The sequence below is a fragment of the Homoserinibacter gongjuensis genome, from assembly GCF_030161875.1.
Classification (GTDB): Bacteria; Actinomycetota; Actinomycetes; order Actinomycetales; family Microbacteriaceae; genus Homoserinibacter; species Homoserinibacter gongjuensis.
On the sequence record NZ_BSVA01000001.1, the window covers coordinates 1,500,071 to 1,521,616 of the forward strand.

Here is a 21,546-nt window from a genome sequence, read left to right on the forward strand (position 1 = left end):
GTCGTCCGGATGTTGTACCCCCTGAGGGTCCGCATCCGGACGACCTGAACTCTCCGATTCCCGAAAGAAGGAACACCCCGTGGCACAAGACGTGCTCACCGACCTCACGAAGGTCCGCAACATCGGCATCATGGCGCACATCGATGCCGGCAAGACGACGACGACCGAGCGCATCCTCTTCTACACGGGCGTGAACCACAAGCTCGGCGAGACGCACGACGGCGCCTCGACGACCGACTGGATGGAGCAGGAGAAGGAGCGTGGCATCACGATCACCTCCGCTGCCGTCACCTGTTTCTGGAACAAGAACCAGATCAACATCATCGACACGCCCGGACACGTGGACTTCACGGTCGAGGTGGAGCGCAGCCTCCGCATCCTCGACGGCGCGGTCGCCGTCTTCGACGGCAAGGAGGGCGTCGAGCCCCAGTCCGAGACGGTGTGGCGCCAGGCCGACAAGTACAACGTGCCGCGCATCTGCTTCGTCAACAAGATGGACAAGCTCGGTGCCGACTTCTACTTCACGGTCGACACCATCATCAACCGCCTCGGCGCCAAGCCGCTCGTGGTGCAGCTCCCGATCGGTGCCGAGTCCGACTTCGTCGGCGTCGTCGACCTCGTCGAGATGCGCGCGCTCGTCTGGGAGGGTGACTCCAAGGGCGACGTGACCATGGGCGCCAAGTACGAGGTGCAGGAGATCCCGGCCGACCTCGTCGAGAAGGCCAACGAGTATCGCGCGGCGCTGCTCGAGACCGTCGCCGAGACCGACGACGCGCTGCTCGAGAAGTACTTCGGCGGCGAGGAGCTCACGGTCGCCGAGATCAAGGGCGCGATCCGCAAGCTCACCATCGCCTCCGAGGTCTACCCCGTGCTCTGCGGCTCGGCGTTCAAGAACCGCGGCGTGCAGCCGATGCTCGACGCCGTCGTGGACTACCTCCCCAGCCCGCTCGACGTGCCGGCCGTCCAGGGCCACGACGTCAAGGACCCCGAGGTCATCCTCGAGCGTCACGCGGATGCCACAGAGCCGTTCTCGGCGCTCGTCTCGAAGATCGCGGTGCACCCGTTCTTCGGTCGACTCACCTACATCCGCGTCTACTCGGGCTCGCTCGAGTCGGGCGCGCAGGTGATCAACTCGACCAAGGGCAAGAAGGAGCGCATCGGGAAGATCTTCCAGATGCACGCCAACAAGGAGATCCCGGTGCCCTCGGTCACCGCCGGCCACATCTACGCCGTCATCGGCCTCAAGGACACCACGACCGGTGACACCCTGAGCGACGCGGCCAACCCGATCATCCTCGAGTCGATGACCTTCCCGGAGCCCGTCATCGAGGTCGCGATCGAGCCCAAGACCAAGGCCGACCAGGAGAAGCTCGGCACGGCGATCCAGAAGCTCGCCGAAGAGGACCCGACGTTCCGCACCGAGCAGAACATCGAGACCGGCCAGACGGTCATCAAGGGCATGGGCGAGCTGCACCTCGACATCCTCGTCGACCGCATGAAGCGCGAGTTCAACGTCGAGGCCAACGTCGGCAAGCCCCAGGTGGCGTACCGCGAGACCATCCGCAAGACGGTCGAGAAGTACGACTACACCCACAAGAAGCAGACGGGTGGCTCCGGCCAGTTCGCCAAGGTGCAGATCACCCTCGAGCCTCTCGAGGTGACCGCCGAGGTCTCGTACGAGTTCGTGAACGCCGTCACCGGTGGTCGCGTGCCGCGCGAGTACATCCCGTCGGTCGATGCGGGCATCAAGGATGCGATGCAGGTCGGTGTGCTCGCCGGCTTCCCGACGGTGGGCGTCAAGGCGACGCTCGTCGACGGTGCTGCTCACGACGTCGACTCCTCGGAGATGGCGTTCAAGATCGCCGGCTCGATGGCCTACAAGGAGGCCGCGCGCAAGGCGAGTCCCGTTCTGCTCGAGCCGCTCATGGCGGTCGAGGTGCGTACGCCCGAGGAGTACATGGGCGATGTCATCGGCGACCTCAACTCGCGGCGCGGTCAGATCCAGGCCATGGAGGATGCGACCGGCGTCAAGGTCGTTCGCGCCCTCGTGCCGCTGTCCGAGATGTTCGGCTACGTCGGTGACCTGCGCTCGAAGACCTCGGGTCGTGCGGTCTACTCGATGTCGTTCGACAGCTACTCGGAGGTCCCGAAGGCTGTTGCCGAAGAGATCGTCCAGAAGAGCAAGGGCGAGTGAGCTAGCTCACTCCTCCGCGGTCGAGAAGCGCCGAGAGGCGCGCATCGAGACCACCAACTAAAGTAAATCGAAACCACGCAATCGCATCCGGAATCCATCCGGATGCCTGCACACGAGTCCTGAGGAGGACACCAAGTGGCCAAGGCCAAGTTCGAGCGGACCAAGCCGCACGTCAACATCGGAACGATCGGTCACGTCGACCACGGCAAGACCACGCTTACCGCCGCGATCTCGAAGGTGCTCGCCGACAAGTACCCGTCGGCCACCAACGTTCAGCGCGACTTCGCGTCGATCGACTCCGCTCCCGAGGAGCGCCAGCGCGGTATCACGATCAACATCTCGCACGTCGAGTACGAGACGCCGAAGCGCCACTACGCGCACGTCGACGCCCCTGGTCACGCTGACTACATCAAGAACATGATCACCGGTGCCGCTCAGATGGACGGCGCGATCCTCGTGGTCGCGGCGACCGACGGCCCGATGGCGCAGACGCGTGAGCACGTGCTGCTCGCCAAGCAGGTCGGCGTGCCCTACCTGCTCGTCGCGCTCAACAAGTCCGACATGGTCGACGACGAGGAGATCCTCGAGCTCGTCGAGCTCGAGGTGCGCGAGCTGCTCTCCTCGCAGGACTTCGATGGTGACAACGCCCCCGTCGTGCGCGTCTCGGGCCTCAAGGCTCTCGAGGGCGACGAGAAGTGGGTGCAGTCGGTTCTCGACCTCATGCAGGCCGTCGACGACAACATCCCCGACCCGGTGCGTGACAAGGACAAGCCGTTCCTCATGCCCATCGAGGACGTCTTCACCATCACCGGTCGTGGAACGGTCGTCACCGGCCGCGCCGAGCGTGGCACCCTCGCCATCAACTCCGAGGTCGAGATCGTCGGCATCCGCCCGACGCAGAAGACCACGGTCACGGGTATCGAGATGTTCCACAAGCAGCTCGACGAGGCCTGGGCCGGCGAGAACTGTGGTCTGCTCCTCCGCGGCACCAAGCGCGAGGACGTGGAGCGCGGTCAGGTCGTCGTCAAGCCGGGTTCGGTCACGCCGCACACCCAGTTCGAGGGCACCGCGTACATCCTCTCCAAGGACGAGGGTGGGCGTCACAACCTGTTCTACGCGAACTACCGTCCGCAGTTCTACTTCCGCACCACCGACGTCACCGGCGTCATCACGCTGCCCGAGGGCACCGAGATGGTCATGCCCGGCGACACCACCGACATGACGGTCGAGCTCATCCAGCCGATCGCCATGGAGGAGGGCCTCGGCTTCGCCATCCGTGAGGGTGGCCGCACCGTGGGCGCCGGCAAGGTGACCAAGATCCTCAAGTAACACCTCTTCCTTCGGGATCCTCGACGGGGTCGGGCCTTCGGGTCCGGCCCCGTCGTCGTATCTGCGCGGCCCGCGCCCGAGGGTGAATGCCGAGGGTGATATTCGACGTCGGCGGTGACCCCGCTCGATATAGTCCGAAGTGGAGCCCTCCGCATCGCCCGATGGTGAGCGGATACGAGGGGCTGGATGTGATTCCGGGGGAGTCCTGTGGGCGAGTTGTCCGTTGCAGGTGGTCAGTTGTCGACGAGGGGCGTACGACGTCGGGCGGGGATGATCGCAGCAGCGATCACGGCGCTCGCGCTCGTCGTCACGGGCGTGATCATGCCGACCGGCGAGGCTCAGGCGGCGACGTTCACGCTCACCGCGACGCGCGCCAGCTCCGGCACGGTGGCCGCGGACGCGGCATCCATGTGTCCGACGCAGGGTTCGCCCGCCACCGAGCACTGCGCGGGCTACGACGTCTCGCTCGCGGCGACCGACCAGATCCTCCGCACCGGCGACACGGCCGACGTGCGCTTCGACTTCGCCTTCGACGCAGCGGACACCGGTGTCGTGTTGCGGGCGACCTTGCCCGAGGCGAACGGGGGAGCGGCGGCCATCTGGATGTCGATCCCCGCCGCGTGCGCCGCGGGCTCGACCCGAACCGATGGCAACCGCACGCTCAACTGCCTCATCGCGAACCCGCAGGGTCCCGGTGACGGCTCGGTGACGGCGACCCTGCGCCTCGAGGCCTACGCCTACGACGGCTATACCTTCACGGTGCCCGCCACGATCACCTCGGCGACGAGCGGCGACATCGCAGCGACGTCGACCGCGACGTTCACGTCCTCGAGCGCGCCGCTGTGGAACCTCCGCAAGAACGTGAGCTCCAACACGCTGCCGGGGCCCTTCTTCTACCGGTCGGCCAGCGGCGAGCCCGGATTCGCGATCCCCACCTCCACCGGCGTGGCCGCGCAGAAGGTCGGCGGCTACTCGCCGATCGTGGGCCCCGTCACCTGGACCGAGACGATGACCTCCGCCGAGGTCGGGACGTCCGACTACCGGCTGCTCAACTGGGGAAACTACGGCGACGGCTGCGCGAGCCAGGGCCAGGCCGCGACCCCCGCGAACCCCGGCTACACGAACCTCGTCGTGGGCATCAGCAACCAGGTCGGACCGGTCGCCGCGAGCAATTATGACTGCGCCCAGCCCGGCGGACCCGGTACCCCGGTCGAGGTGACGTGGCAGAACCCGCCCATCGCGGCCGCGGGGTACGCCGCGAACATGTGGATCCTGCTCTGGGTGCCCGTCGACGACATCCCGATCGGAACCACGACGGCGCCGACCATGACGGTCTCCGACTTCGACCCGCTCGACATCAACGGCGTCAGCAACTACTTCGCCGACGTCGATCCGACGGCCGACAACGCTCGTGCTCACGGGCGGATCATCAACGCCGACAACCGGAGCGTCGTCAAGCGGCCCATCAGCGACGTGGCGAACCCGTACGCCAGCTTCGCGCCGGGCGCCGACAACAGCACCCTCCGCGAGGAGTCGTTCGCCTCGCTGGTTACCTTCAGCAACATCGGCACGGTGTCCCAGAGCCCGGTGCAGCTGTGCGACGTGATCGACGTCACGACGCAACGATTCACGCCGTTCACGGCCAACGCGAACGTGCCGGCGGGCAGCTACGTGGTCGCGACGACCCGGGGACCGCTCGGGGATCCGATCCTCGCGCCGCCGTACCACCCGGCCGCGAGCTACAACAACACCAACTCCTTCGGCATCGACCCCTCGGCGTACATCGTCGAGTTCGCCGCCGGTGAGCTCGGGGGCGCCGTGCCCACCGAGGCTCCCGCTGCGGACTCCGCCTACGCGGGCCTCGGCTGCGGCGATGCCGACACGGCCACCGGCTGGCACAGCGACCCGAACGACGCCGCGTTCACGAGCTACGCCGCGAGCCTCGGGCTGTCCGACCCGTTCGACGTCATCAACCGCGTGCGGGTCACCTTCGTCGGCGGCGCCATCGAACCGGATGTCGAGGTCGCCATCAAGGTGCATGCCACGACGCGTGCCACCTACCGCGCAGCGACCTCGCAGGCCGGCCAGATGATCTACGCGACCACGCGCATCCGCGACGTCGCGGTCTACGACTACCCGCAGATCTCGATCGACCACTGGACGCAGACCGGCATCACGGGCCCGACGGTGGCCGGCCGCATCAACGTCGACACCAACGTCTCGATCGTGAGCGCCACCCCCACGACGGTGCAGGCGGGTGCCCCGGGCCAGAACCGCACGACGTTCGTGCTGCGCGGTTCCGTGGCCTTCGGTGAGAACGTCGCCACGACGCAGCCGTTGCGGGTGATCCACTACCTGCCATACGGCCTGCGCTATGTCGCGGGCTCGGCGAGCATCGAACCCGATCATGTGCTTCCGCAGCCCGACGGCTCGACGGCGATCGTCTGGGATCTGGGTGAGATCAGCGGCACCACGAACGGCATGACGATCACGCCCGACTGGTCGTTCACCGCCGAGGCCGATCCCCTCGCTCCCACTCCGAGCGTCAACTACAGCACCGCGGTCGCAGAATCCGTCTCGCCGACGGGTGAGCAGATCGACCCCGACCTCCCGATCGTGTCGTGCACGGTCGCGATGCAGCTCACGATCCCGCCGACGCCGAACGTGCCCGTCGAGTCGGTCTCGCTCGTGCCGCCGCCCGCCAACTACAGCGGATGCTTCGGCCAGGGCCGCGCGCGTCGCATGGACTACCAGCCCATCACGATCGGCAACGCCTTCCTGTCGCTCGCCGCACTGAAGACGGCCCTCCAGCCGCTCGTCGAGTCGGGTGCGGATGACGGGGTCGCCGGCGCCGAGGTCGGATGGGAGCTCGTGTACCGCAACACGACGAGCAACGACTTCCCGGGCGTGGACATCGTCGACGTGCTGCCCTATCCGGGTGACGGGCGCGACCCCGAGTCCGACTTCTCGGGCACCATCCAGCTCAGCAGCATCGCGACCACGGACGCTCTCTCGGTGACTCCGAATGCACTCCCCGTCTCGGCGACCGTGCAGGGTCCCCGCACCGGCACGACCTTCTACGTGACCGATGTGCCCGCCGCCTCCGTCGAGCGCGACCCGTACGCGGCGAGCAACCTCCAGGGCGGCTCGACCACCTGGTGCCTGCTCGCCGACCTCGGCGACCCCGGCTGCCCGGTGGATCTCGCGGGCGTCACGGCGATCCGCGCGATCTCCGGCGAGCTGCCCACGGGCGACGAGGAGACCATCCGTATCGGACTGGCGACCGAGGGCGCCACAGCCGGTGACCTCATCACGAACTCCGCCACCGCACGCGTGATCAGCGTGCTCACCCCCGTCGAGATCGCGGGCGACAGCATCAGCTTCGCCGCCTCGAGCATCGCCGGCACGCTCTGGCAGGACGACAGCGCGGACGGCGTGATCGACGCGGGCGAGACCGTGCGGCTGGGAGGGGTCACCCTGAACCTCACGGGCACGGCCACGACGAGCGGGGCGACCGTCAGCCGCACCGTGACGACGGAACCCGACGGCAGCTACCTGTTCGCGGGTCTCCCGGCGGGCGCTTACACCGTGACCGTCGACCAGGCCAGTGCACGCGCGATCGACGCCGCCTACGGCGTCACGTCGGATCCAGATGGGGCGGGATCCGCCGACGGCGTGTTCACCGCGACGCTCACGCTCGGAACGGATGTGATGGGTCGCAACATCGGATTCGCGACGTCCTCGCTCGCGGGAACGGTGTTCGGTGACGACGACAACGACGGCTCGATCGACGCCACCGAGGCCGGCATCGCGGGCGTCACCGTCACGCTCACGGGAACCGACGACCTCGGGGCGACGGTGTCGCGCACGACGACGAGCGACGGCTCGGGCGGCTACGCCTTCCCGGCCTGCGCCCGGGCGACTACGAGCTCACCGTGACACCCCCGACCGGACGGTTCGGCGGGCAGAACGTTCCCGGAAGCGCCGGGGGGACCGGTGGCGCGGTCGGCACGAACGCCACTTCCGACATCGCGCTCGTGGCCGGACGGAACGGCGTCGGCTACCTGTTCGGACTCCTCGAGCCCGAGATCATCGAAGGCGTCGTCTACGAGGACACGAACGGCAACGGCACGCGCGACGTCGGCGAACCGGGCATCGCGGGCGTGACCATCACGCTGAGCGGTGACGCCGACCTCGTGACGCAGACGCTGCCCGACGGGCGGTTCGTGTTCGCGGGCCTCGCACCGGGCGAGTACACGATCACCGAGACGCAGCCCTCGGGTTACGCGGATGGCGTCGTGGCGACCGGGGATCCTCCGGCGCCGTCTCCGGCGACAGCGTGACGGGCATCGTCGTCGGCGACCCCGACCCGACCGACTCCTACAGCTTCGGGGAGGTGCCGCTCGCGGCGATCGCGGGCGTCGTCTACGACGACCTCGACGGTGACGGAACGCGGGACCCCGGCGAGCCCGGCATCGCGGGAGCTCAGGTGTCGCTGTCGGGCGACGCGACGCAGGGACCGCAGACGACGGGCGCTGACGGAGTCTTCCGCTTCGACGGCCTCGAGCCCGGCGAATACGTGCTGACCCAGTCGGAGGCCACCGGCTTCATCGACGCCAGGGAGACTCTCGGATCCGCCGGCGGCACCCTCGTGGCGCCGAACCGCATCGAGAGCATCGTCGTCGCGGCGGGCGAGCTCGCCGACGGCTACCTCTTCGGCGACGTGCGTGCGGCATCCTCTCCGGTGTCGTCTTCGTCGACACCGACGACGACGGCACCCAGGATGCGGGCGAGGCTGGAATCCCCGGCGTGACCGTGACCCTCACCGGCACCGACCTGTTCGAGCAGCCGTCTCGCTCGTCGAGACGAGCGGCCTGGACGGCGCCTACTCCTTCACCGATCTGCTCCCCGGCACCTACACGGTCACCGAGACGCAGCCGGGCGGGTATTTCGACGGCACCGACGCGGCGGGCAGCGCGGGCGGCACGGTCGCCGATGATGTCATCTCCGGCATCGTCCTCGGGTCGGGAACGTCGGCCACGGGATACCTCTTCGGCGAGCTCGCGGCGGTGTCGATCGGCGGCACGGTCTTCGCCGATCTCGACGGCGACGGCATCCAGGACGCCGGGGAGTCCGGCATCTCGGGCGTGACGATCGACGTCACCGGTCCCGGCGGGACCGTCTCGGCTGTCACGGGCGCGGACGGCTCGTGGTCGATCTCGGGGCTGGTGCCCGGCACCTACTCCGTCACCGAGACCGGCCAGCCGCTTGCGGGCTACGCCGACGGAGCCTCCATCGCCGGCACCGCCGGAGGAACGGCGGCACTCAACACCATCACGGGCATCGTGCTCGTCGGGGCGGCCGACGGCTACGACTTCGCCGAGATCCCGCTGTCGATCATCCGCGGCATCGTCTGGCATGACGCGAACGACGACGGTGTCGTCGATCCCGGTGAGACACCGCTGCCCGGCGTCGAGGTCGTACTGGGCGGCAGCGCCTCGCGCACGACGGTGACGGATGCGACGGGTGCGTTCGTGTTCGGAGGCCTGTCGGCCGGAACGTACACGCTCACCGAGAGCGACCTCGCGAGCTGGTCCGATGGCGCGACGCTCGTCGGACCGAACGGCGGCACGGCGGGTGTCAACACGGTCACCGACATCGTGCTGGGTGCAGGCGTCGACGCATCGGGCTACGGCTTCGGCGAGCGCGCCGCGGAGCTGCAGCTCACGGTGAGCGCGCAGACGCTCGACGCTCAGCTCGAGACCGGTCCGTACGTCGGCGTCGGCGACCCGGTGCGCTTCGTCTACACCGTGACCAACAACGGCGACACCTCGATCGACGGCATCGAGATCGTCGACGACGTGCTCGGTCCGGTCGTCTGTGCGAGCGACGTGCTCGCCCCGCACAGTTCGATGGACTGCGAGCTGCAGGCGCCGGCCGAGGCGGGTCAGCAGGCCCACACGGGCAGTGTGACCGCATCCGTCGTGCCGAGCACGGCGGGCGGTGCGGGCGGCTTGGCCGTGACCACGCTCAGCGCCTCGGACGTCGCGCACTACTTCGGCGCATTGACGAGTGTCGAGCTGAGCGCCGAGGTCAACGGGGATGCGTCGACGACCTCTCCGGGACCGGTGTTCCTGAGCGGCGCGTCGCTCGCGATCGTCATCACCGTCACCAACACGGGCAACGTGCCGCTCGACCTCGGCACTCTCGACAGCGGCGGGCTCGGGCCCATCGATTGCGGCACGACCGCGCAGCTGCTGCCGGGGGAGTCGGTGGACTGCACGGCGACCCGCGCACCGGCGGCCGGCAACTACGCGTTCCCGCTCGCCATGACCCTCACGGGTCCCGAGGCGACGGATATCGACGGCGCGCCCGCGGCGATGTCGGCGACCGCTGCGGCGACGCTCTTCTTCCAGGTGCTGGAGCCCGGCGTACAGCCCCCGAGGTGGCGCTCACGGGTGCGTCGCTCGATGCGGCGACGATCATGTTCGCGTTGCTGGCCCTGCTGCTGGGAGCGGGTCTCGTGGCCGTCATCGCGATCGTGCGCCGTCGCTCGGCCCGAGAAGGGTGACGTCAGCGGAAGCACGGAAGGGACGGAGCCGCACGGCGTAGGGTCGCACCATGGTGCGGCTGAAGCGCTCGAACCCCGGGAGCGGGGGCATCCGTCGGGTGCGTCGCGGGCGCGGGTTCGCGTACCTCGACGAGCGGGGACAGGCGATCACGGATGCCGCGCTGCGGGAGCGCATCGAGGCGCTCGTGATCCCTCCCGCGTGGACCGAGGTGTGGATCTGCGCGTATCCCAACGGCCACATCCAGGCGACCGGCATCGACGCGGCAGGCCGCACGCAGTACCTCTACCATCCGCAGTGGCGCGAACAGCGCGATCGGCTCAAGTTCGATCGCGCCCTCGCCCTCGCCGAGTCGCTGCCCGCCGCTCGGCGCGGCGTCACGATCGATCTGCGGCGCGAGGGGCTGCCGCGCGAACGGGTGCTCGCCGCGGCCTTCCGCATGCTCGACGCCGCCCACTTGCGCGTCGGATCCGAGCAGTACGCGCTCGAGCACGGCTCGGTCGGCCTCTCGACCCTGCTCGGCGCCCACGCCCGTGTCGAGGGCGGCACCGCGGTGCGCCTCGAGTTCCCCGGCAAGAGCGGCAAGGAGTGGGCGTCCGAGGTGACGGATGTCGACCTCGCCGCCGTCGTGGCCGCACTGAAGCGCCGCGGGCCGCGTGCTCGCCTGCTCGCCTGGCGCGATGAGCGGGGAGCGCATCCGCTGCGTCCCGCCGAGATCAACGCCGACATCCGCGAACGCACGGGCGGCGACTTCACCGCGAAGGACTTCCGCACCCTGCACGGCACCGCGGCCGCCGCCATCGCTCTCGCGCGTTCCGGGCCGAAGCGCTCGCCGTCCGCTCAGGACCGCGCCATCGCGGCGGCCGTGCGTCACACGGCCGAACTGCTCGGCAACACGCCCGCGGTCGCACGGTCGAGCTACATCGACCCTCGGCTGCTCGACCTGTACCGCGCGGGCGTGACGATCGACCCGGCGCGCACGGCCTCGGTCGAGTCCGAGCTGCGGGGCTGTTGTTCAGCTAGCCCACGTACGGCGTCGGCGGCACCCGGCACGCCGTGTCAGCCACGGATGTCCGCGGTTTCCGCCAGGATGTAGCGGTGAGAACGCGCGGCTGGGTGCTGTTCGCGGCGATGTCGCTGCTGTGGGGTATCCCGTACCTCTTCATCAAGGAGACGGTCGAGACCTTCACGCCGTTCGCCATGGTCGCCGGCCGCACCCTCGGCGGTGCCCTCATCCTGCTGCCCTTCGCGCTGCACCGGCGGGCGCTGCGTCCCGCGCTTGCGAAGTGGCCCTGGGTGCTCGCGTTCGGGGCGATCGAGATGGCCGGCCCGTTCCTGCTGCTGGGGCACGCCGAGCAGTCGCTGCCGTCGGGCACCACGGGACTGCTCGTGGCGACCGTGCCGCTCGTGGCCGCGATCATCGCCGTGCTGCGGGGCGATCGCACGGTGCTGAAGCCGCTGCGGATCCTCGGGCTCGTCGTCGGCTTCGGTGGCGTGGCCGTGATCGTCGGCGGGCACGGTTTCGCCGCCGACCCGGGCGACCTGCTCGCCGTCGGCGAGGTGCTCCTCGTCGCCGTGCTGTACGCGATCGCGCCGTTCATCGTCGCTACCAAGCTCGTCGACGTGCCATCCCTCGGGTCGATCACGCTCGCGCTCACCGCCGTGGGCCTCTTCTACCTGCCCTTCGCGCTGCTCGTGCCCGGCGAGCCGCCGACGCTGCGCAGCACGCTCTCACTGGCCGGGCTCGCGGTGCTGTGCACGGCACTCGCGTTCATCGTCTTCTTCGCCCTCATCGACGAGGTGGGCCCCGCGCGCGCACCGCTGTTCACCTACGTCAACCCGGTCGTCGCCATCGCGCTCGGGGTGCTGCTGCTGGGCGAAGAGCTCAGCCTCGGACTGCTGGTGGGCTTCCCGCTCGTGATCGTGGGATGCTGGCTCGCCGCCACCGGCGGACGCCTGCGTCAGCGGCGCGACGTGGGCATCCCGGAGGCCGTTCCACCCCTGTGATCAGGCGCGACACGCCCGGGTTGCAGCAAATGCCGTCGTGTGGCAGACTTTCATGGTTCAACACGCCGCGCATTCGTGTGCGGCTCACTGTCCTGGCAGTGCACAGCCCCCGGCTGAATCCCGCAAGGGATGGATCGGAAGCGGCTGGGCCGCGGACAGCAGGACGAAGCTTCAATCGAATCCCGAAAACCCTCCGGGGTGACGTGTGCCCTGCGCGCGTTACGCCGGGGTCCAGGTGATTGACAGAAGAACAGCGGTGCGCGTCGAAGGGCGCGCGGATGTGCGGGCCGAGACGGTGCCGTACGGGAACAAGGAAGAGAGCTGACCATGGCGGGACAGAAGATCCGCATCCGGCTGAAGTCGTACGACCACGCCGGCCTCGATGCATCGGCGCGCAAGATCGTCGACACCGTGACCCGTGCGGGCGCGACCGTCGTCGGCCCCGTGCCGCTCCCGACGGAGAAGAACGTGGTCGTCGTGATCCGTTCGCCGCACAAGTACAAGGACAGCCGCGAGCACTTCGAGAAGCGCACCCACAAGCGCCTCATCGACATCATCGACCCGACGCCCAAGGCCGTCGACTCGCTCATGCGTCTCGACCTGCCCGCCGACGTCAACATCGAGATCAAGCTCTAGTCCGAGCTGAACCCGGAAGCCAAAGGAAACCCATGTCTGCAGTGAAGACGACCAAGGGTCTGCTGGGCACCAAGCTCGGCATGACCCAGGTCTGGGACGAGAACAACAAGCTCGTGCCCGTGACCGTGGTCCAGATCACCCCCAACGTCGTGACCCAGGTGCGCACGGCCGAGAAGGACGGCTACGAGGCCGTCCAGATCGCCTACGGCGCCATCGACCCGCGCAAGGTCAACAAGCCCGCCGCCGGTCACTTCGACAAGGCGGGCGTCACGCCTCGCCGGCACCTCACCGAGGTGCGCACCGCGGATGCCGCCGACTACACGCTCGGTCAGGAGCTCGCGGTCGACATCTTCGAGGCCGGCCAGCTCGTCGACGTCGTCGGCACCAGCAAGGGCAAGGGCTTCGCGGGTGTCATGAAGCGCCACAACTTCGCCGGCGTCTCCGCCTCGCACGGTGCCCACCGCAACCACCGCAAGCCCGGCTCGATCGGTGCCTCCTCGACCCCCAGCCGCGTGTTCAAGGGCATGCGCATGGCGGGCCGCATGGGTGGCGAGCGCGTCACCGTGCAGGGCCTCAAGGTCCACTCGGTCGACGTCGAGAAGGGCCTCCTGCTGGTCAAGGGCGCCGTCCCCGGCGCGCGTGGCCGCATCGTCTTCGTCCGCAACGCCGTGAAGGGTGCCTGATCATGGCCGCTACCACTCTCGACGTCGTCGACACCACGGGTAAGAAGGCCGGTTCGGTCGAGCTGCCCGGTGCGATCTTCGACGTGCAGACCAACGTCCCGCTCATCCACCAGGTCGTGACAGCCCAGCTCGCTGCGGCGCGTCAGGGAACCCACTCGACCAAGGGTCGCGGTGAGGTCTCCGGCTCCGGTGCCAAGCCGTTCAAGCAGAAGGGCACCGGCCGCGCCCGTCAGGGTTCGGTGCGGATGCCGCAGCACACCGGCGGTGGCATCGTGCACGGGCCGACCCCGCGCGACTACGGCCAGCGCACCCCGAAGAAGATGATCGCCGCAGCCCTGCTCGGCGTGCTCTCCGACCGGGCCCGCGGCGAGCGCATCCACGTCGTGGAGTCGTTCGGCGTCGACGCCCCGTCGACGAAGGCCGCCTCCGAGGTGCTCTCCGCTCTCGGCGCCACCAAGAACGTGCTCGTCGTGCTCGACCGCGCCGACGAGAACGGCGCGCTGAGCGTCCGCAACCTCGAGCACGTGCACGTGATCTACGCCGACCAGCTCAACGCGTACGACGTCGTCGTCTCCGACGACATCGTCTTCACCAAGGCCGCGTTCGAGGCCTTCGTGTCGAGCAAGGCCTCGGTCGACTCGACCACCGCTTCTGATGAGGAGGCTGCCAAGTGAGCGGCTACAGCAAGGACCCCCGCGACATCATCATCGCGCCGGTCGTGAGCGAGAAGAGCTACGGGCTCATCGATGAGGGCAAGTACACCTTCGTCGTCGACCCGCGCGCCAACAAGACCGAGATCAAGCTGGCCGTCGAGAAGATCTTCGGCGTCAAGGTCGCCTCGGTGAACACGATCAACCGCGTCGGCAAGACCCGCCGCACCCGGTTCGGCATCGGCAAGCGCAAGGACACCAAGCGCGCCATCGTCACGCTCAAGTCCGGCTCGATCGACATCTTCACGGCTGTCGGCTAAGGACCAGGGAGAAACATGTCCATTCGCAAGTACAAGCCGACGACCCCGGGTCGTCGCGGCTCGTCGGTCGCCGACTTCGCGGAGATCACGCGCTCGACGCCCGAGAAGTCGCTCGTCAAGCCGCTTCCGAAGTCCGGCGGACGCAACAACACCGGTCGCATCACGACCCGCCACATCGGTGGTGGGCACAAGCGCCAGTACCGCGTCATCGACTTCCGTCGCAACGACAAGGACGGCGTCAACGCCAAGGTCGCGCACATCGAGTACGACCCCAACCGCACCGCGCGCATCGCGCTCCTGCACTACATCGACGGCACGAAGCGCTACATCCTCGCGCCGGAGAAGCTCAAGCAGGGCGACATCGTCGAGAACGGCGCAGGCGCCGACATCAAGGTGGGCAACAACCTGCCGCTGAAGAACATCCCGGTCGGTACCGTCGTGCACGCGATCGAGCTCAAGCCCGGTGGAGGCGCCAAGCTCGCCCGCTCGGCCGGCTCATCCGTGCGCCTCGTCGCCAAGGACGGCCCCTACGCCCAGCTGCGACTGCCCTCGGGCGAGATCCGCAACGTCGATCTGCGCTGCCGCGCCACGATCGGCGAGGTCGGCAACGCCGAGCAGTCGAACATCAACTGGGGCAAGGCCGGCCGCAAGCGTTGGAAGGGCGTCCGCCCGACCGTCCGCGGTGTCGCGATGAACCCCATCGACCACCCGCACGGTGGTGGTGAGGGCAAGACCTCCGGTGGTCGCCACCCGGTCAGCCCGTGGGGTCAGCCCGAGGGCCGTACCCGTCGCCCCAACAAGGAAAGCGACAAGCTCATCGTCCGTCGTCGCACCGTCGGCAAGAAGCGCAAGTAGAGGTAGTAGAAGATGCCGCGCAGTCTCAAGAAGGGGCCCTTCGTCGACGAGCACCTGTTCCGCAAGGTTCAGGCTCAGAACGAGGCGGGTTCGAAGAACGTCATCAAGACGTGGTCACGTCGCTCGATGATCGTGCCCGCCATGCTGGGTCACACGATCGCCGTGCACGACGGCCGCAAGCACATCCCGGTCTTCGTGACCGAGACCATGGTGGGTCACAAGCTCGGCGAGTTCGCGCCGACGCGCACCTTCCGTGGACACGAGAAGGACGACAAGAAGGGTCGTCGCCGCTGACGCGGTGACGCGAGGAGGAAGAGAAATGGTGGAGTCGATCGCCCGCGTGCGACACATCCGCGTGACGCCTCAGAAGGCCCGTCGTGTCGTGGACCTCATCCGCGGCAAGCAGGCCCAGGAGGCGCTTGCCATCCTGAAGTTCGCGCCGCAGGGTGCGAGCGAGCCGGTGTACAAGCTCGTGGCGGCCGCAATCGCGAACGCCCGCGTGAAGGCGGATGCCTCGAACACGTTCCTCGACGAGTCGGACCTCGTCGTCGCCCGCGCGTTCGTCGATGAGGGCACCACGCTCAAGCGGTTCCAGCCGCGTGCCCAGGGCCGCGCGTTCCGCATCAACAAGCGCACGAGCCACATCACCGTCGTGCTCGCTACGCCCGACGAGCTCACGGCAGCGGCTCCGGCCGCCAAGCCGGCGAAGGTTTCGTCAAGCTCAACCCAGCGGAAGGCAGGTAAGTAATGGGCCAGAAGGTCAACCCGTACGGCTTCCGTCTGGGCATCACCACCGACCACACGTCGCGGTGGTTCTCGGACTCGACCAAGGCCGGTCAGCGTTACGCCGACTTCGTGGCCGAGGACGTCAAGATCCGCGAGATGCTGAAGACGAAGCTCGACCGCGCCGGTGTGGCGAAGATCGAGATCGAGCGCACCCGTGACCGCGTCCGCGTGGACATCCACACGGCACGCCCCGGCATCGTCATCGGCCGCCGTGGTGCCGAGGCCGAGCGCATCCGCTCCGACCTCGAGAAGCTCACCGGCAAGCAGATCCAGCTCAACATCCTCGAGGTGAAGAACCCCGAGGCCGAGGCCCAGCTCGTCGCGCAGGGCATCGCGGAGCAGCTCAGCGCCCGTGTCGCGTTCCGTCGCGCCATGCGCAAGGGCCTCCAGGGTGCCCAGCGCGCCGGCGCCAAGGGCGTCCGGATCCAGGTCTCGGGCCGCCTCGGCGGCGCGGAGATGAGCCGCTCGGAGTTCTACCGTGAGGGTCGCGTGCCGCTGCACACGCTCCGCGCGAACATCGACTACGGCTTCTACGAGGCCAAGACCACCTTCGGTCGCATCGGCGTGAAGGTCTGGATCTACAAGGGCGACATCACCAACAAGGAACTCGCTCGCGAGCAGGCGGCTCAGAAGTCGTCGCGCCCCGAGCGTCGTGACGGCGCGCGTCGTGGCCCCCGGGCCGAGGCCGCCGCAGGAGTTGAGGCGTAACCATGCTCATCCCCCGTAAGGTCAAGCACCGCAAGCAGCACCACCCGGGTCGTTCCGGGCAGGCCACCGGCGGCACGAAGGTCACCTTCGGCGAGTGGGGCATCCAGGCCCTCACCCCCGCCTACGTGACCAACCGCCAGATCGAGTCGGCGCGTATCGCGATGACCCGTCACATCAAGCGTGGCGGAAAGGTGTGGATCAACATCTACCCCGACCGTCCGCTCACCAAGAAGCCCGCCGAAACCCGCATGGGTTCGGGTAAGGGCTCGCCGGAGTGGTGGGTCGCGAACGTCAAGCCCGGCCGGGTCCTCTTCGAGGTCTCCGGCGTCAGCGAGGAGCTCGCCCGCGGCGCGCTCACCCGGGCGATCCACAAGCTGCCGCTCAAGGCACGCATCATCAAGCGCGAGGAGGGCGACGCATAATGGCCGTCGGATCCAAGGAGCTCGCCCCGGCGGAGCTCGACACCTTCGAGGACGACCGTCTGATCGACGAGCTGAAGAAGGCCAAGGAGGAGCTGTTCAACCTGCGCTTCCAGGCCGCGACCGGTCAGCTCGAGAGCCACGGCCGCCTGCGTGCCGTGAAGCGCGACATCGCGCGCATCTACACCGTCATCCGTGAGCGCGAGCTCGGCATCCGAGCCACCCCGGCTCCGGTCGAGGTGCCCGCGAAGACAACCAAGAAGTCCACCAAGAAGACGGATGCCGCTGAGGCTCCCGCCGAAGACACCGCTGAGGAGGCGAACAAGTAATGGCCGAGACCAAGAAGGCCGCCGCGAAGCCGGCGAAGGCGGGTCATGAGTCCGCCGCTCACGACGTCAAGGACGCCGGCGCCCGCGGGTACCGCAAGGTGCGTCGCGGTTATGTGACGAGCGACAAGATGGACAAGACCATCGTCGTCGAGGTCGAGGACCGCGTGAAGCACCCGCTGTACGGCAAGGTCATCCGCACGAGCTCGAAGGTCAAGGCACACGACGAGAACAACTCCGCCGGCATCGGCGACCTCGTCACGATCACGGAGACTCGCCCGCTGAGCGCCACCAAGCGCTGGCGCCTGGTCGAGATCAACGAGAAGGCGAAGTAAGCCATGCTGCAGCAGGAATCCCGCCTCAAGGTCGCCGACAACACCGGCGCCAAGGAGCTGCTCACGATCCGCGTGCTCGGGGGCTCCGGTCGTCGTTACGCCGGACTCGGCGACGTCATCGTGGCCACCGTCAAGGACGCGATCCCCGGCGGCAACGTCAAGAAGGGCGACGTCGTCAAGGCGGTCATCGTCCGCACCAAGAAGCAGACGCGCCGCCCCGACGGCTCGTACATCAAGTTCGACGAGAACGCCGCCGTCATCCTGAAGAACGACGGGGACCCCCGTGGCACCCGCATCTTCGGACCGGTCGGCCGTGAGCTTCGTGACAAGAAGTTCATGAAGATCATCTCGCTGGCCCCGGAGGTCATTTAGTCATGGCAAAGATCAAGAAGGGCGACCTGGTCCAGGTGATCAGCGGTCCCTCGCAGGCGCGCGGTGGAGACCGCGGCAAGCAGGGTCGCGTCATCGAGGTGCTCGTCGACCAGAACCGCGTCGTGGTGGAGGGCGTCAACTACGTCACCAAGCACGTGCGCGTGGGTCAGACGCAGCGCGGCACCAAGACCGGCGGCATCGAGACCCACGAGGCCCCGATCCACGTGTCGAACGTGGCGGTCGTCGACCCCAAGACCAAGAAGCCGACCCGCGTCGGTCACCGCGAGGAGACCGTCGAGAAGGACGGCGTGAAGAAGACCGTTCGCGTGCGTTACGCGAAGAAGTCCGGAGAGAAGCTGTAATGGCGAACGCGACTGCCGCGCAGACTGGTCGGAACCAGCCGCGCCTCAAGCAGAAGTACCGCGAGGAGATCACGAAGACCCTCACCGAGCAGTTCGGGTACACCAACCCGATGCAGGTGCCGGGGCTCGTGAAGATCGTCGTCAACACCGGTGTCGGCGAGGCCGCCCGTGATTCGAAGGTCATCGACGGTGCCATCAAGGACCTGACCCTCATCACCGGTCAGAAGCCGCAGGTCACCAAGGCCCGCAAGTCGATCGCGCAGTTCAAGCTGCGTGAGGGCATGCCGATCGGCGCGCACGTCACCCTCCGTGGTGACCGTGCCTGGGAGTTCCTCGACCGCCTGCTGTCGCTCGCGCTCCCGCGCATCCGCGACTTCCGCGGCCTCAACCCGAACCAGTTCGACGGCAACGGCAACTACACCTTCGGTGTGCAGGAGCAGTCGATCTTCCACGAGATCAACCAGGACCAGATCGACCGCGTCCGCGGCTTCGACATCACGGTCGTGACCACCGCCAAGACGGATGACGAGGGCCGGGCGCTGCTCCGCGCCTTCGGCTTCCCGTTCAAGGCGGAGTAAGCCCGCAACCGCGGGGACATCAACCAGGTCGACATCCGGTCCGTGCTCTTGAGGAGCTAGCGGATGCCGAAACCGATTGAGATAAGGAAAACCAAGAAATGACGATGACAGATCCGGTCGCAGACATGCTGACCCGTCTGCGCAACGCGAACCGGGCGTACCACGACTCGGTCTCGCTCCCGAGCAGCAAGCTCAAGACCCACATCGCCGAGATCCTCAAGCGCGAGGGCTACATCGCCTCGTGGAAGGTCGAGGACGCGCGCGTCGGTCAGACGCTCACGATCGACCTCAAGTACGGGCCGAACCGCGAGCGCTCGATCGCCGGCATCAAGCGCGTCTCGAAGCCGGGTCTGCGCGTCTACGCACGCTCGACCGAGATCCCCACGGTTCTCGGCGGACTGGGCGTGGCGATCCTGTCCACCTCCTCGGGCCTCCTCACGGACCGCGAGGCGAGCAAGAAGGGCGTCGGCGGGGAAGTCCTCGCCTACGTGTGGTGACCTGAGATGTCTCGTATCGGACGCCTTCCCATCGACGTTCCCGCGAACGTCACCGTGACGATCGACGGACAGAACGTCGCCGTCAAGGGCCCCAAGGGCGAGCTCGCGCTCACCGTGGCGAGCCCCATCGAGGTCAAGCTCGAGGACGCCCAGGTGCTCGTCACCCGTCCCGACGACGAGCGCGAGTCGCGCTCGCTGCACGGCCTCACCCGCACCCTGATCGCGAACCAGATCATCGGCGTGACCGAGGGCTACTCCAAGAGCCTCGAGGTCGTCGGCACCGGTTACCGCGTGGCAGCGAAGGGCAGCTCGGTCGAGTTCGCCCTCGGCTTCTCCCACTCCATCACCGTCGACCCGCCCGCCGGCATCACCTTCGAGGTCGAGGGCAACAACAAGCTCCACGTCCGCGGCATCGACAAGCAGGCCGTGGGCGAGGTGGCCGCCAACATCCGCAAGCTGCGCAAGCCCGAGCCCTACAAGGGCAAGGGTGTGCGGTACGCGGGCGAGGTCGTCCGCCGCAAGGCCGGAAAGGCTGGTAAGTGATCATGGCTGGCATCAGCAAGTCGGCGCAGCGCAACCGTCGTCACGCGCGCCTGCGCAAGCGCATCGTCGGCACCGCCGAGCGTCCGCGTCTCGTCGTCACCCGTTCGGCCCGCCACGTCTTCGTGCAGGTCGTCGACGACGCCAAGGGCCACACCGTGGCATCCGCGTCGACGCTCGAGGTGGACCTGCGCACCTTCGACGGTGACAAGACCGCCAAGGCGAAGAAGGTCGGCGAGCTCGTCGCCGAGCGCGCCAAGAAGGCGGGCATCGACGCGGTCGTGTTCGACCGCGGCGGCAACAAGTACGCCGGGCGCGTCGCGGCTATCGCCGAAGGCGCCCGCGAGGAGGGCTGGAGCTGTGAGCGACGCCACCGAAGCGCCTACGGGCGCCGAGAACAAGGAGAACCAGGACGTGCAGTCCGAGGAGATCGCCGAGGGGCAGGTCGTGGAGACCGCCGCGGGCACCCAGCAGGCTCAGGAGCCTCGCGAGGCCCGTCGCGGCAGCCGCGAGCGCAACCCGCGCAACGACCGCGGTTCGCGTAACCGCGAGGAGAGCCAGTTCCTCGAGCGCGTCGTGACCATCAACCGCGTGTCGAAGGTCGTCAAGGGCGGCCGTCGCTTCAGCTTCACGGCGCTCGTCGTCGTGGGCGATGGCAACGGCATGGTCGGCGTCGGCTACGGCAAGGCCCGCGAGGTGCCGCTGGCGATCTCGAAGGGCGTCGAGGAGGCGAAGAAGAACTTCTTCCGCGTGCCCCGCGTCGCTGCCACCATCCCGCACCCCGTGCAGGGTGAGGCCGCCGCCGGTGTCGTGCTGCTTCGCCCGGCCGCTGCCGGTACCGGTGTCATCGCCGGTGGTCCGGTGCGTGCCGTGCTCGAGTGCGCCGGTATCCACGACGTGCTGTCGAAGTCGCTCGGCTCGTCGAACACGATCAACATCGTCCACGCGACGGTCGAGGCCCTCAAGCAGCTCGAGGAGCCCCGTGCCGTCGCCGCCCGCCGCGGCCTCGAGTTCGAGGACGTCGCCCCGGAGCGCCTGATCCGCGCCGAGGAAGAGGCACGGCAGGCCGCTACCGCGAAGGTTGGTGCCTGATGGCCGCCCGTCTCAAGGTGACCCAGATCAAGTCCGTTATCAGCGAGAAGCAGAACCAGCGCGACACCCTGCGCAGCCTGGGCCTCAAGCGCATCGGCGATGTCGTCGTGCGCGAGGACACCCCGGCGAACCGCGGGTACGTGCGCACGGTTGCTCACCTCGTGAAGGTCGAGGAGATTGACTAATGGCTGACGAGAAGAAGCCGGCCGAGAAGGCCGCCGAGAAGAAGGCTCCTGCCAAGGCTGCCGCCCCGAAGGCTGCTGCCGAGAAGAAGCCGGCCGCTGAGAA

At 68.1% G+C, this 21,546-nt stretch carries 26 protein-coding genes and 2 pseudogenes; all 28 read left to right on the top strand.

The annotated features are described in order from the left end of the window. Positions 1-79 precede the first annotated feature (79 nt). Entirely contained in the window at positions 80-2,194 is a 2,115-nt protein-coding gene (gene fusA, locus QQK29_RS08070; protein WP_284299337.1) for an elongation factor G, read from the top strand. 135 nt (positions 2,195-2,329) lie between these two features. Next, the gene (gene tuf, locus QQK29_RS08075; RefSeq protein WP_284299339.1) at positions 2,330-3,523 is read left to right on the top strand and encodes an elongation factor Tu; all 1,194 of its coding nucleotides are present in this window, start codon (positions 2,330-2,332) and stop codon (positions 3,521-3,523) included. 270 nt (positions 3,524-3,793) lie between these two features. Next, positions 3,794-7,462: an SdrD B-like domain-containing protein gene (locus QQK29_RS08080; RefSeq protein WP_284299341.1), complete on the top strand. Its 3,669-nt coding sequence runs from the start codon at positions 3,794-3,796 to the stop codon at positions 7,460-7,462. Beyond that, a complete protein-coding gene (locus QQK29_RS08085) occupies positions 7,459-7,866 on the top strand; it encodes an SdrD B-like domain-containing protein (RefSeq protein ID WP_284299343.1) in 408 nt (135 codons plus the stop codon). The genes QQK29_RS08080 and QQK29_RS08085 overlap by 4 nt, the downstream gene beginning before the upstream one ends. After that, on the top strand, positions 7,863-8,336 hold the full coding sequence (locus QQK29_RS08090; RefSeq protein ID WP_284299345.1) for an SdrD B-like domain-containing protein: 474 nt from the start codon (positions 7,863-7,865) through the stop codon (positions 8,334-8,336). Before QQK29_RS08085 ends, QQK29_RS08090 begins: the two co-directional genes overlap by 4 nt. 256 nt (positions 8,337-8,592) lie before the next feature. Beyond that, positions 8,593-9,042, top strand: a pseudogene (locus QQK29_RS18625) (SdrD B-like domain-containing protein); the annotation flags it as partial. A gap of 926 nt (positions 9,043-9,968) precedes the next feature. Then, positions 9,969-10,094, top strand: coding sequence for a hypothetical protein (locus QQK29_RS08105; RefSeq protein ID WP_284299352.1), 126 nt, complete (start codon positions 9,969-9,971; stop codon positions 10,092-10,094). Positions 10,095-10,144: 50 nt separating this feature from the next. Further along, the gene (locus QQK29_RS08110; RefSeq protein ID WP_284299355.1) at positions 10,145-11,188 is read left to right on the top strand and encodes a DNA topoisomerase IB; all 1,044 of its coding nucleotides are present in this window, start codon (positions 10,145-10,147) and stop codon (positions 11,186-11,188) included. Between the two features lie 2 nt (positions 11,189-11,190). After that, a complete protein-coding gene (locus QQK29_RS08115) occupies positions 11,191-12,099 on the top strand; it encodes a DMT family transporter (protein WP_284299357.1) in 909 nt (302 codons plus the stop codon). Positions 12,100-12,426: 327 nt separating this feature from the next. Further along, the gene (gene rpsJ, locus QQK29_RS08120) at positions 12,427-12,735 is read left to right on the top strand and encodes a 30S ribosomal protein S10 (RefSeq protein ID WP_120761912.1); all 309 of its coding nucleotides are present in this window, start codon (positions 12,427-12,429) and stop codon (positions 12,733-12,735) included. Positions 12,736-12,767: 32 nt separating this feature from the next. Further along, positions 12,768-13,418 (top strand): 50S ribosomal protein L3, encoded by a 651-nt coding sequence (gene rplC, locus QQK29_RS08125; protein WP_284299359.1) that lies wholly within the window; start codon positions 12,768-12,770, stop codon positions 13,416-13,418. A gap of 2 nt (positions 13,419-13,420) precedes the next feature. After that, entirely contained in the window at positions 13,421-14,092 is a 672-nt protein-coding gene (rplD, locus tag QQK29_RS08130; protein WP_284299361.1) for a 50S ribosomal protein L4, read from the top strand. Next, a complete protein-coding gene (rplW, locus tag QQK29_RS08135; RefSeq protein ID WP_284299363.1) occupies positions 14,089-14,388 on the top strand; it encodes a 50S ribosomal protein L23 in 300 nt (99 codons plus the stop codon). The genes rplD and rplW overlap by 4 nt, the downstream gene beginning before the upstream one ends. A 15-nt stretch (positions 14,389-14,403) precedes the next feature. Next, entirely contained in the window at positions 14,404-15,243 is an 840-nt protein-coding gene (gene rplB / locus QQK29_RS08140) for a 50S ribosomal protein L2 (RefSeq protein WP_284299366.1), read from the top strand. Positions 15,244-15,255: 12 nt separating this feature from the next. Then, the gene (gene rpsS, locus QQK29_RS08145; RefSeq protein ID WP_187675414.1) at positions 15,256-15,537 is read left to right on the top strand and encodes a 30S ribosomal protein S19; all 282 of its coding nucleotides are present in this window, start codon (positions 15,256-15,258) and stop codon (positions 15,535-15,537) included. A 25-nt stretch (positions 15,538-15,562) separates the two neighbouring features. Continuing rightward, the gene (rplV, locus tag QQK29_RS08150) at positions 15,563-15,991 is read left to right on the top strand and encodes a 50S ribosomal protein L22 (protein ID WP_284299372.1); all 429 of its coding nucleotides are present in this window, start codon (positions 15,563-15,565) and stop codon (positions 15,989-15,991) included. Beyond that, a complete protein-coding gene (gene rpsC, locus QQK29_RS08155; protein ID WP_284299374.1) occupies positions 15,991-16,737 on the top strand; it encodes a 30S ribosomal protein S3 in 747 nt (248 codons plus the stop codon). Before rplV ends, rpsC begins: the two co-directional genes overlap by 1 nt. Before the next feature lie 2 nt (positions 16,738-16,739). Further along, the gene (rplP, locus tag QQK29_RS08160; RefSeq protein WP_284299376.1) at positions 16,740-17,159 is read left to right on the top strand and encodes a 50S ribosomal protein L16; all 420 of its coding nucleotides are present in this window, start codon (positions 16,740-16,742) and stop codon (positions 17,157-17,159) included. Beyond that, entirely contained in the window at positions 17,159-17,485 is a 327-nt protein-coding gene (gene rpmC, locus QQK29_RS08165) for a 50S ribosomal protein L29 (RefSeq protein WP_284299378.1), read from the top strand. Before rplP ends, rpmC begins: the two co-directional genes overlap by 1 nt. Further along, positions 17,485-17,817 (top strand): 30S ribosomal protein S17, encoded by a 333-nt coding sequence (rpsQ, locus tag QQK29_RS08170; protein WP_284299380.1) that lies wholly within the window; start codon positions 17,485-17,487, stop codon positions 17,815-17,817. The genes rpmC and rpsQ overlap by 1 nt, the downstream gene beginning before the upstream one ends. 3 nt (positions 17,818-17,820) lie before the next feature. Continuing rightward, positions 17,821-18,189, top strand: a complete 369-nt coding sequence (gene rplN / locus QQK29_RS08175; RefSeq protein WP_130488199.1) for a 50S ribosomal protein L14 — start codon at positions 17,821-17,823, stop codon at positions 18,187-18,189. A gap of 2 nt (positions 18,190-18,191) precedes the next feature. After that, positions 18,192-18,551, top strand: coding sequence for a 50S ribosomal protein L24 (rplX, locus tag QQK29_RS08180; RefSeq protein WP_284299387.1), 360 nt, complete (start codon positions 18,192-18,194; stop codon positions 18,549-18,551). Next, positions 18,551-19,129, top strand: coding sequence for a 50S ribosomal protein L5 (rplE, locus tag QQK29_RS08185; RefSeq protein WP_284299389.1), 579 nt, complete (start codon positions 18,551-18,553; stop codon positions 19,127-19,129). Before rplX ends, rplE begins: the two co-directional genes overlap by 1 nt. Before the next feature lie 98 nt (positions 19,130-19,227). Further along, a complete protein-coding gene (gene rpsH / locus QQK29_RS08190) occupies positions 19,228-19,626 on the top strand; it encodes a 30S ribosomal protein S8 (RefSeq protein ID WP_284299392.1) in 399 nt (132 codons plus the stop codon). A 6-nt stretch (positions 19,627-19,632) separates the two neighbouring features. After that, complete coding sequence (rplF, locus tag QQK29_RS08195) at positions 19,633-20,169, top strand: 50S ribosomal protein L6 (protein WP_284299394.1); 537 nt, start codon at positions 19,633-19,635, stop codon at positions 20,167-20,169. Between the two features lie 2 nt (positions 20,170-20,171). After that, positions 20,172-20,519 (top strand): annotated as a pseudogene (gene rplR, locus QQK29_RS08200) (50S ribosomal protein L18); the annotation flags it as partial. A 76-nt stretch (positions 20,520-20,595) separates the two neighbouring features. After that, positions 20,596-21,258, top strand: a complete 663-nt coding sequence (gene rpsE / locus QQK29_RS08205) for a 30S ribosomal protein S5 (RefSeq protein WP_284301929.1) — start codon at positions 20,596-20,598, stop codon at positions 21,256-21,258. After that, positions 21,258-21,443 carry a 50S ribosomal protein L30 gene (gene rpmD / locus QQK29_RS08210; RefSeq protein ID WP_187675426.1) on the top strand — a complete coding sequence of 62 codons (186 nt, stop codon included), beginning with the start codon at positions 21,258-21,260 and terminating at the stop codon, positions 21,441-21,443. Before rpsE ends, rpmD begins: the two co-directional genes overlap by 1 nt. Positions 21,444-21,546: the final 103 nt, after the last annotated feature.

Bases quoted from the DNA above. Each gene is read 5' to 3' on its own strand.
- QQK29_RS08080 (WP_284299341.1), top strand. From the start codon at position 3,794: ATGATCGCAGCAGCGATCACGGCGCTCGCGCTCGTCGTCACGGGCGTG.
- QQK29_RS08110 (WP_284299355.1), top strand. From the start codon at position 10,145: ATGGTGCGGCTGAAGCGCTCGAACCCCGGGAGCGGGGGCATCCGTCGG.
- rpsJ (WP_120761912.1), top strand. From the start codon at position 12,427: ATGGCGGGACAGAAGATCCGCATCCGGCTGAAGTCGTACGACCACGCC.
- rplC (WP_284299359.1), top strand. From the start codon at position 12,768: ATGTCTGCAGTGAAGACGACCAAGGGTCTGCTGGGCACCAAGCTCGGC.
- rplD (WP_284299361.1), top strand. From the start codon at position 13,421: ATGGCCGCTACCACTCTCGACGTCGTCGACACCACGGGTAAGAAGGCC.
- rplB (WP_284299366.1), top strand. From the start codon at position 14,404: ATGTCCATTCGCAAGTACAAGCCGACGACCCCGGGTCGTCGCGGCTCG.
- rpsS (WP_187675414.1), top strand. From the start codon at position 15,256: ATGCCGCGCAGTCTCAAGAAGGGGCCCTTCGTCGACGAGCACCTGTTC.
- rplV (WP_284299372.1), top strand. From the start codon at position 15,563: ATGGTGGAGTCGATCGCCCGCGTGCGACACATCCGCGTGACGCCTCAG.
- rpsC (WP_284299374.1), top strand. From the start codon at position 15,991: ATGGGCCAGAAGGTCAACCCGTACGGCTTCCGTCTGGGCATCACCACC.
- rplP (WP_284299376.1), top strand. From the start codon at position 16,740: ATGCTCATCCCCCGTAAGGTCAAGCACCGCAAGCAGCACCACCCGGGT.
- rpmC (WP_284299378.1), top strand. From the start codon at position 17,159: ATGGCCGTCGGATCCAAGGAGCTCGCCCCGGCGGAGCTCGACACCTTC.
- rpsQ (WP_284299380.1), top strand. From the start codon at position 17,485: ATGGCCGAGACCAAGAAGGCCGCCGCGAAGCCGGCGAAGGCGGGTCAT.
- rplN (WP_130488199.1), top strand. From the start codon at position 17,821: ATGCTGCAGCAGGAATCCCGCCTCAAGGTCGCCGACAACACCGGCGCC.
- rplX (WP_284299387.1), top strand. From the start codon at position 18,192: ATGGCAAAGATCAAGAAGGGCGACCTGGTCCAGGTGATCAGCGGTCCC.
- rplE (WP_284299389.1), top strand. From the start codon at position 18,551: ATGGCGAACGCGACTGCCGCGCAGACTGGTCGGAACCAGCCGCGCCTC.
- rpsH (WP_284299392.1), top strand. From the start codon at position 19,228: ATGACGATGACAGATCCGGTCGCAGACATGCTGACCCGTCTGCGCAAC.
- rplF (WP_284299394.1), top strand. From the start codon at position 19,633: ATGTCTCGTATCGGACGCCTTCCCATCGACGTTCCCGCGAACGTCACC.
- rpmD (WP_187675426.1), top strand. From the start codon at position 21,258: ATGGCCGCCCGTCTCAAGGTGACCCAGATCAAGTCCGTTATCAGCGAG.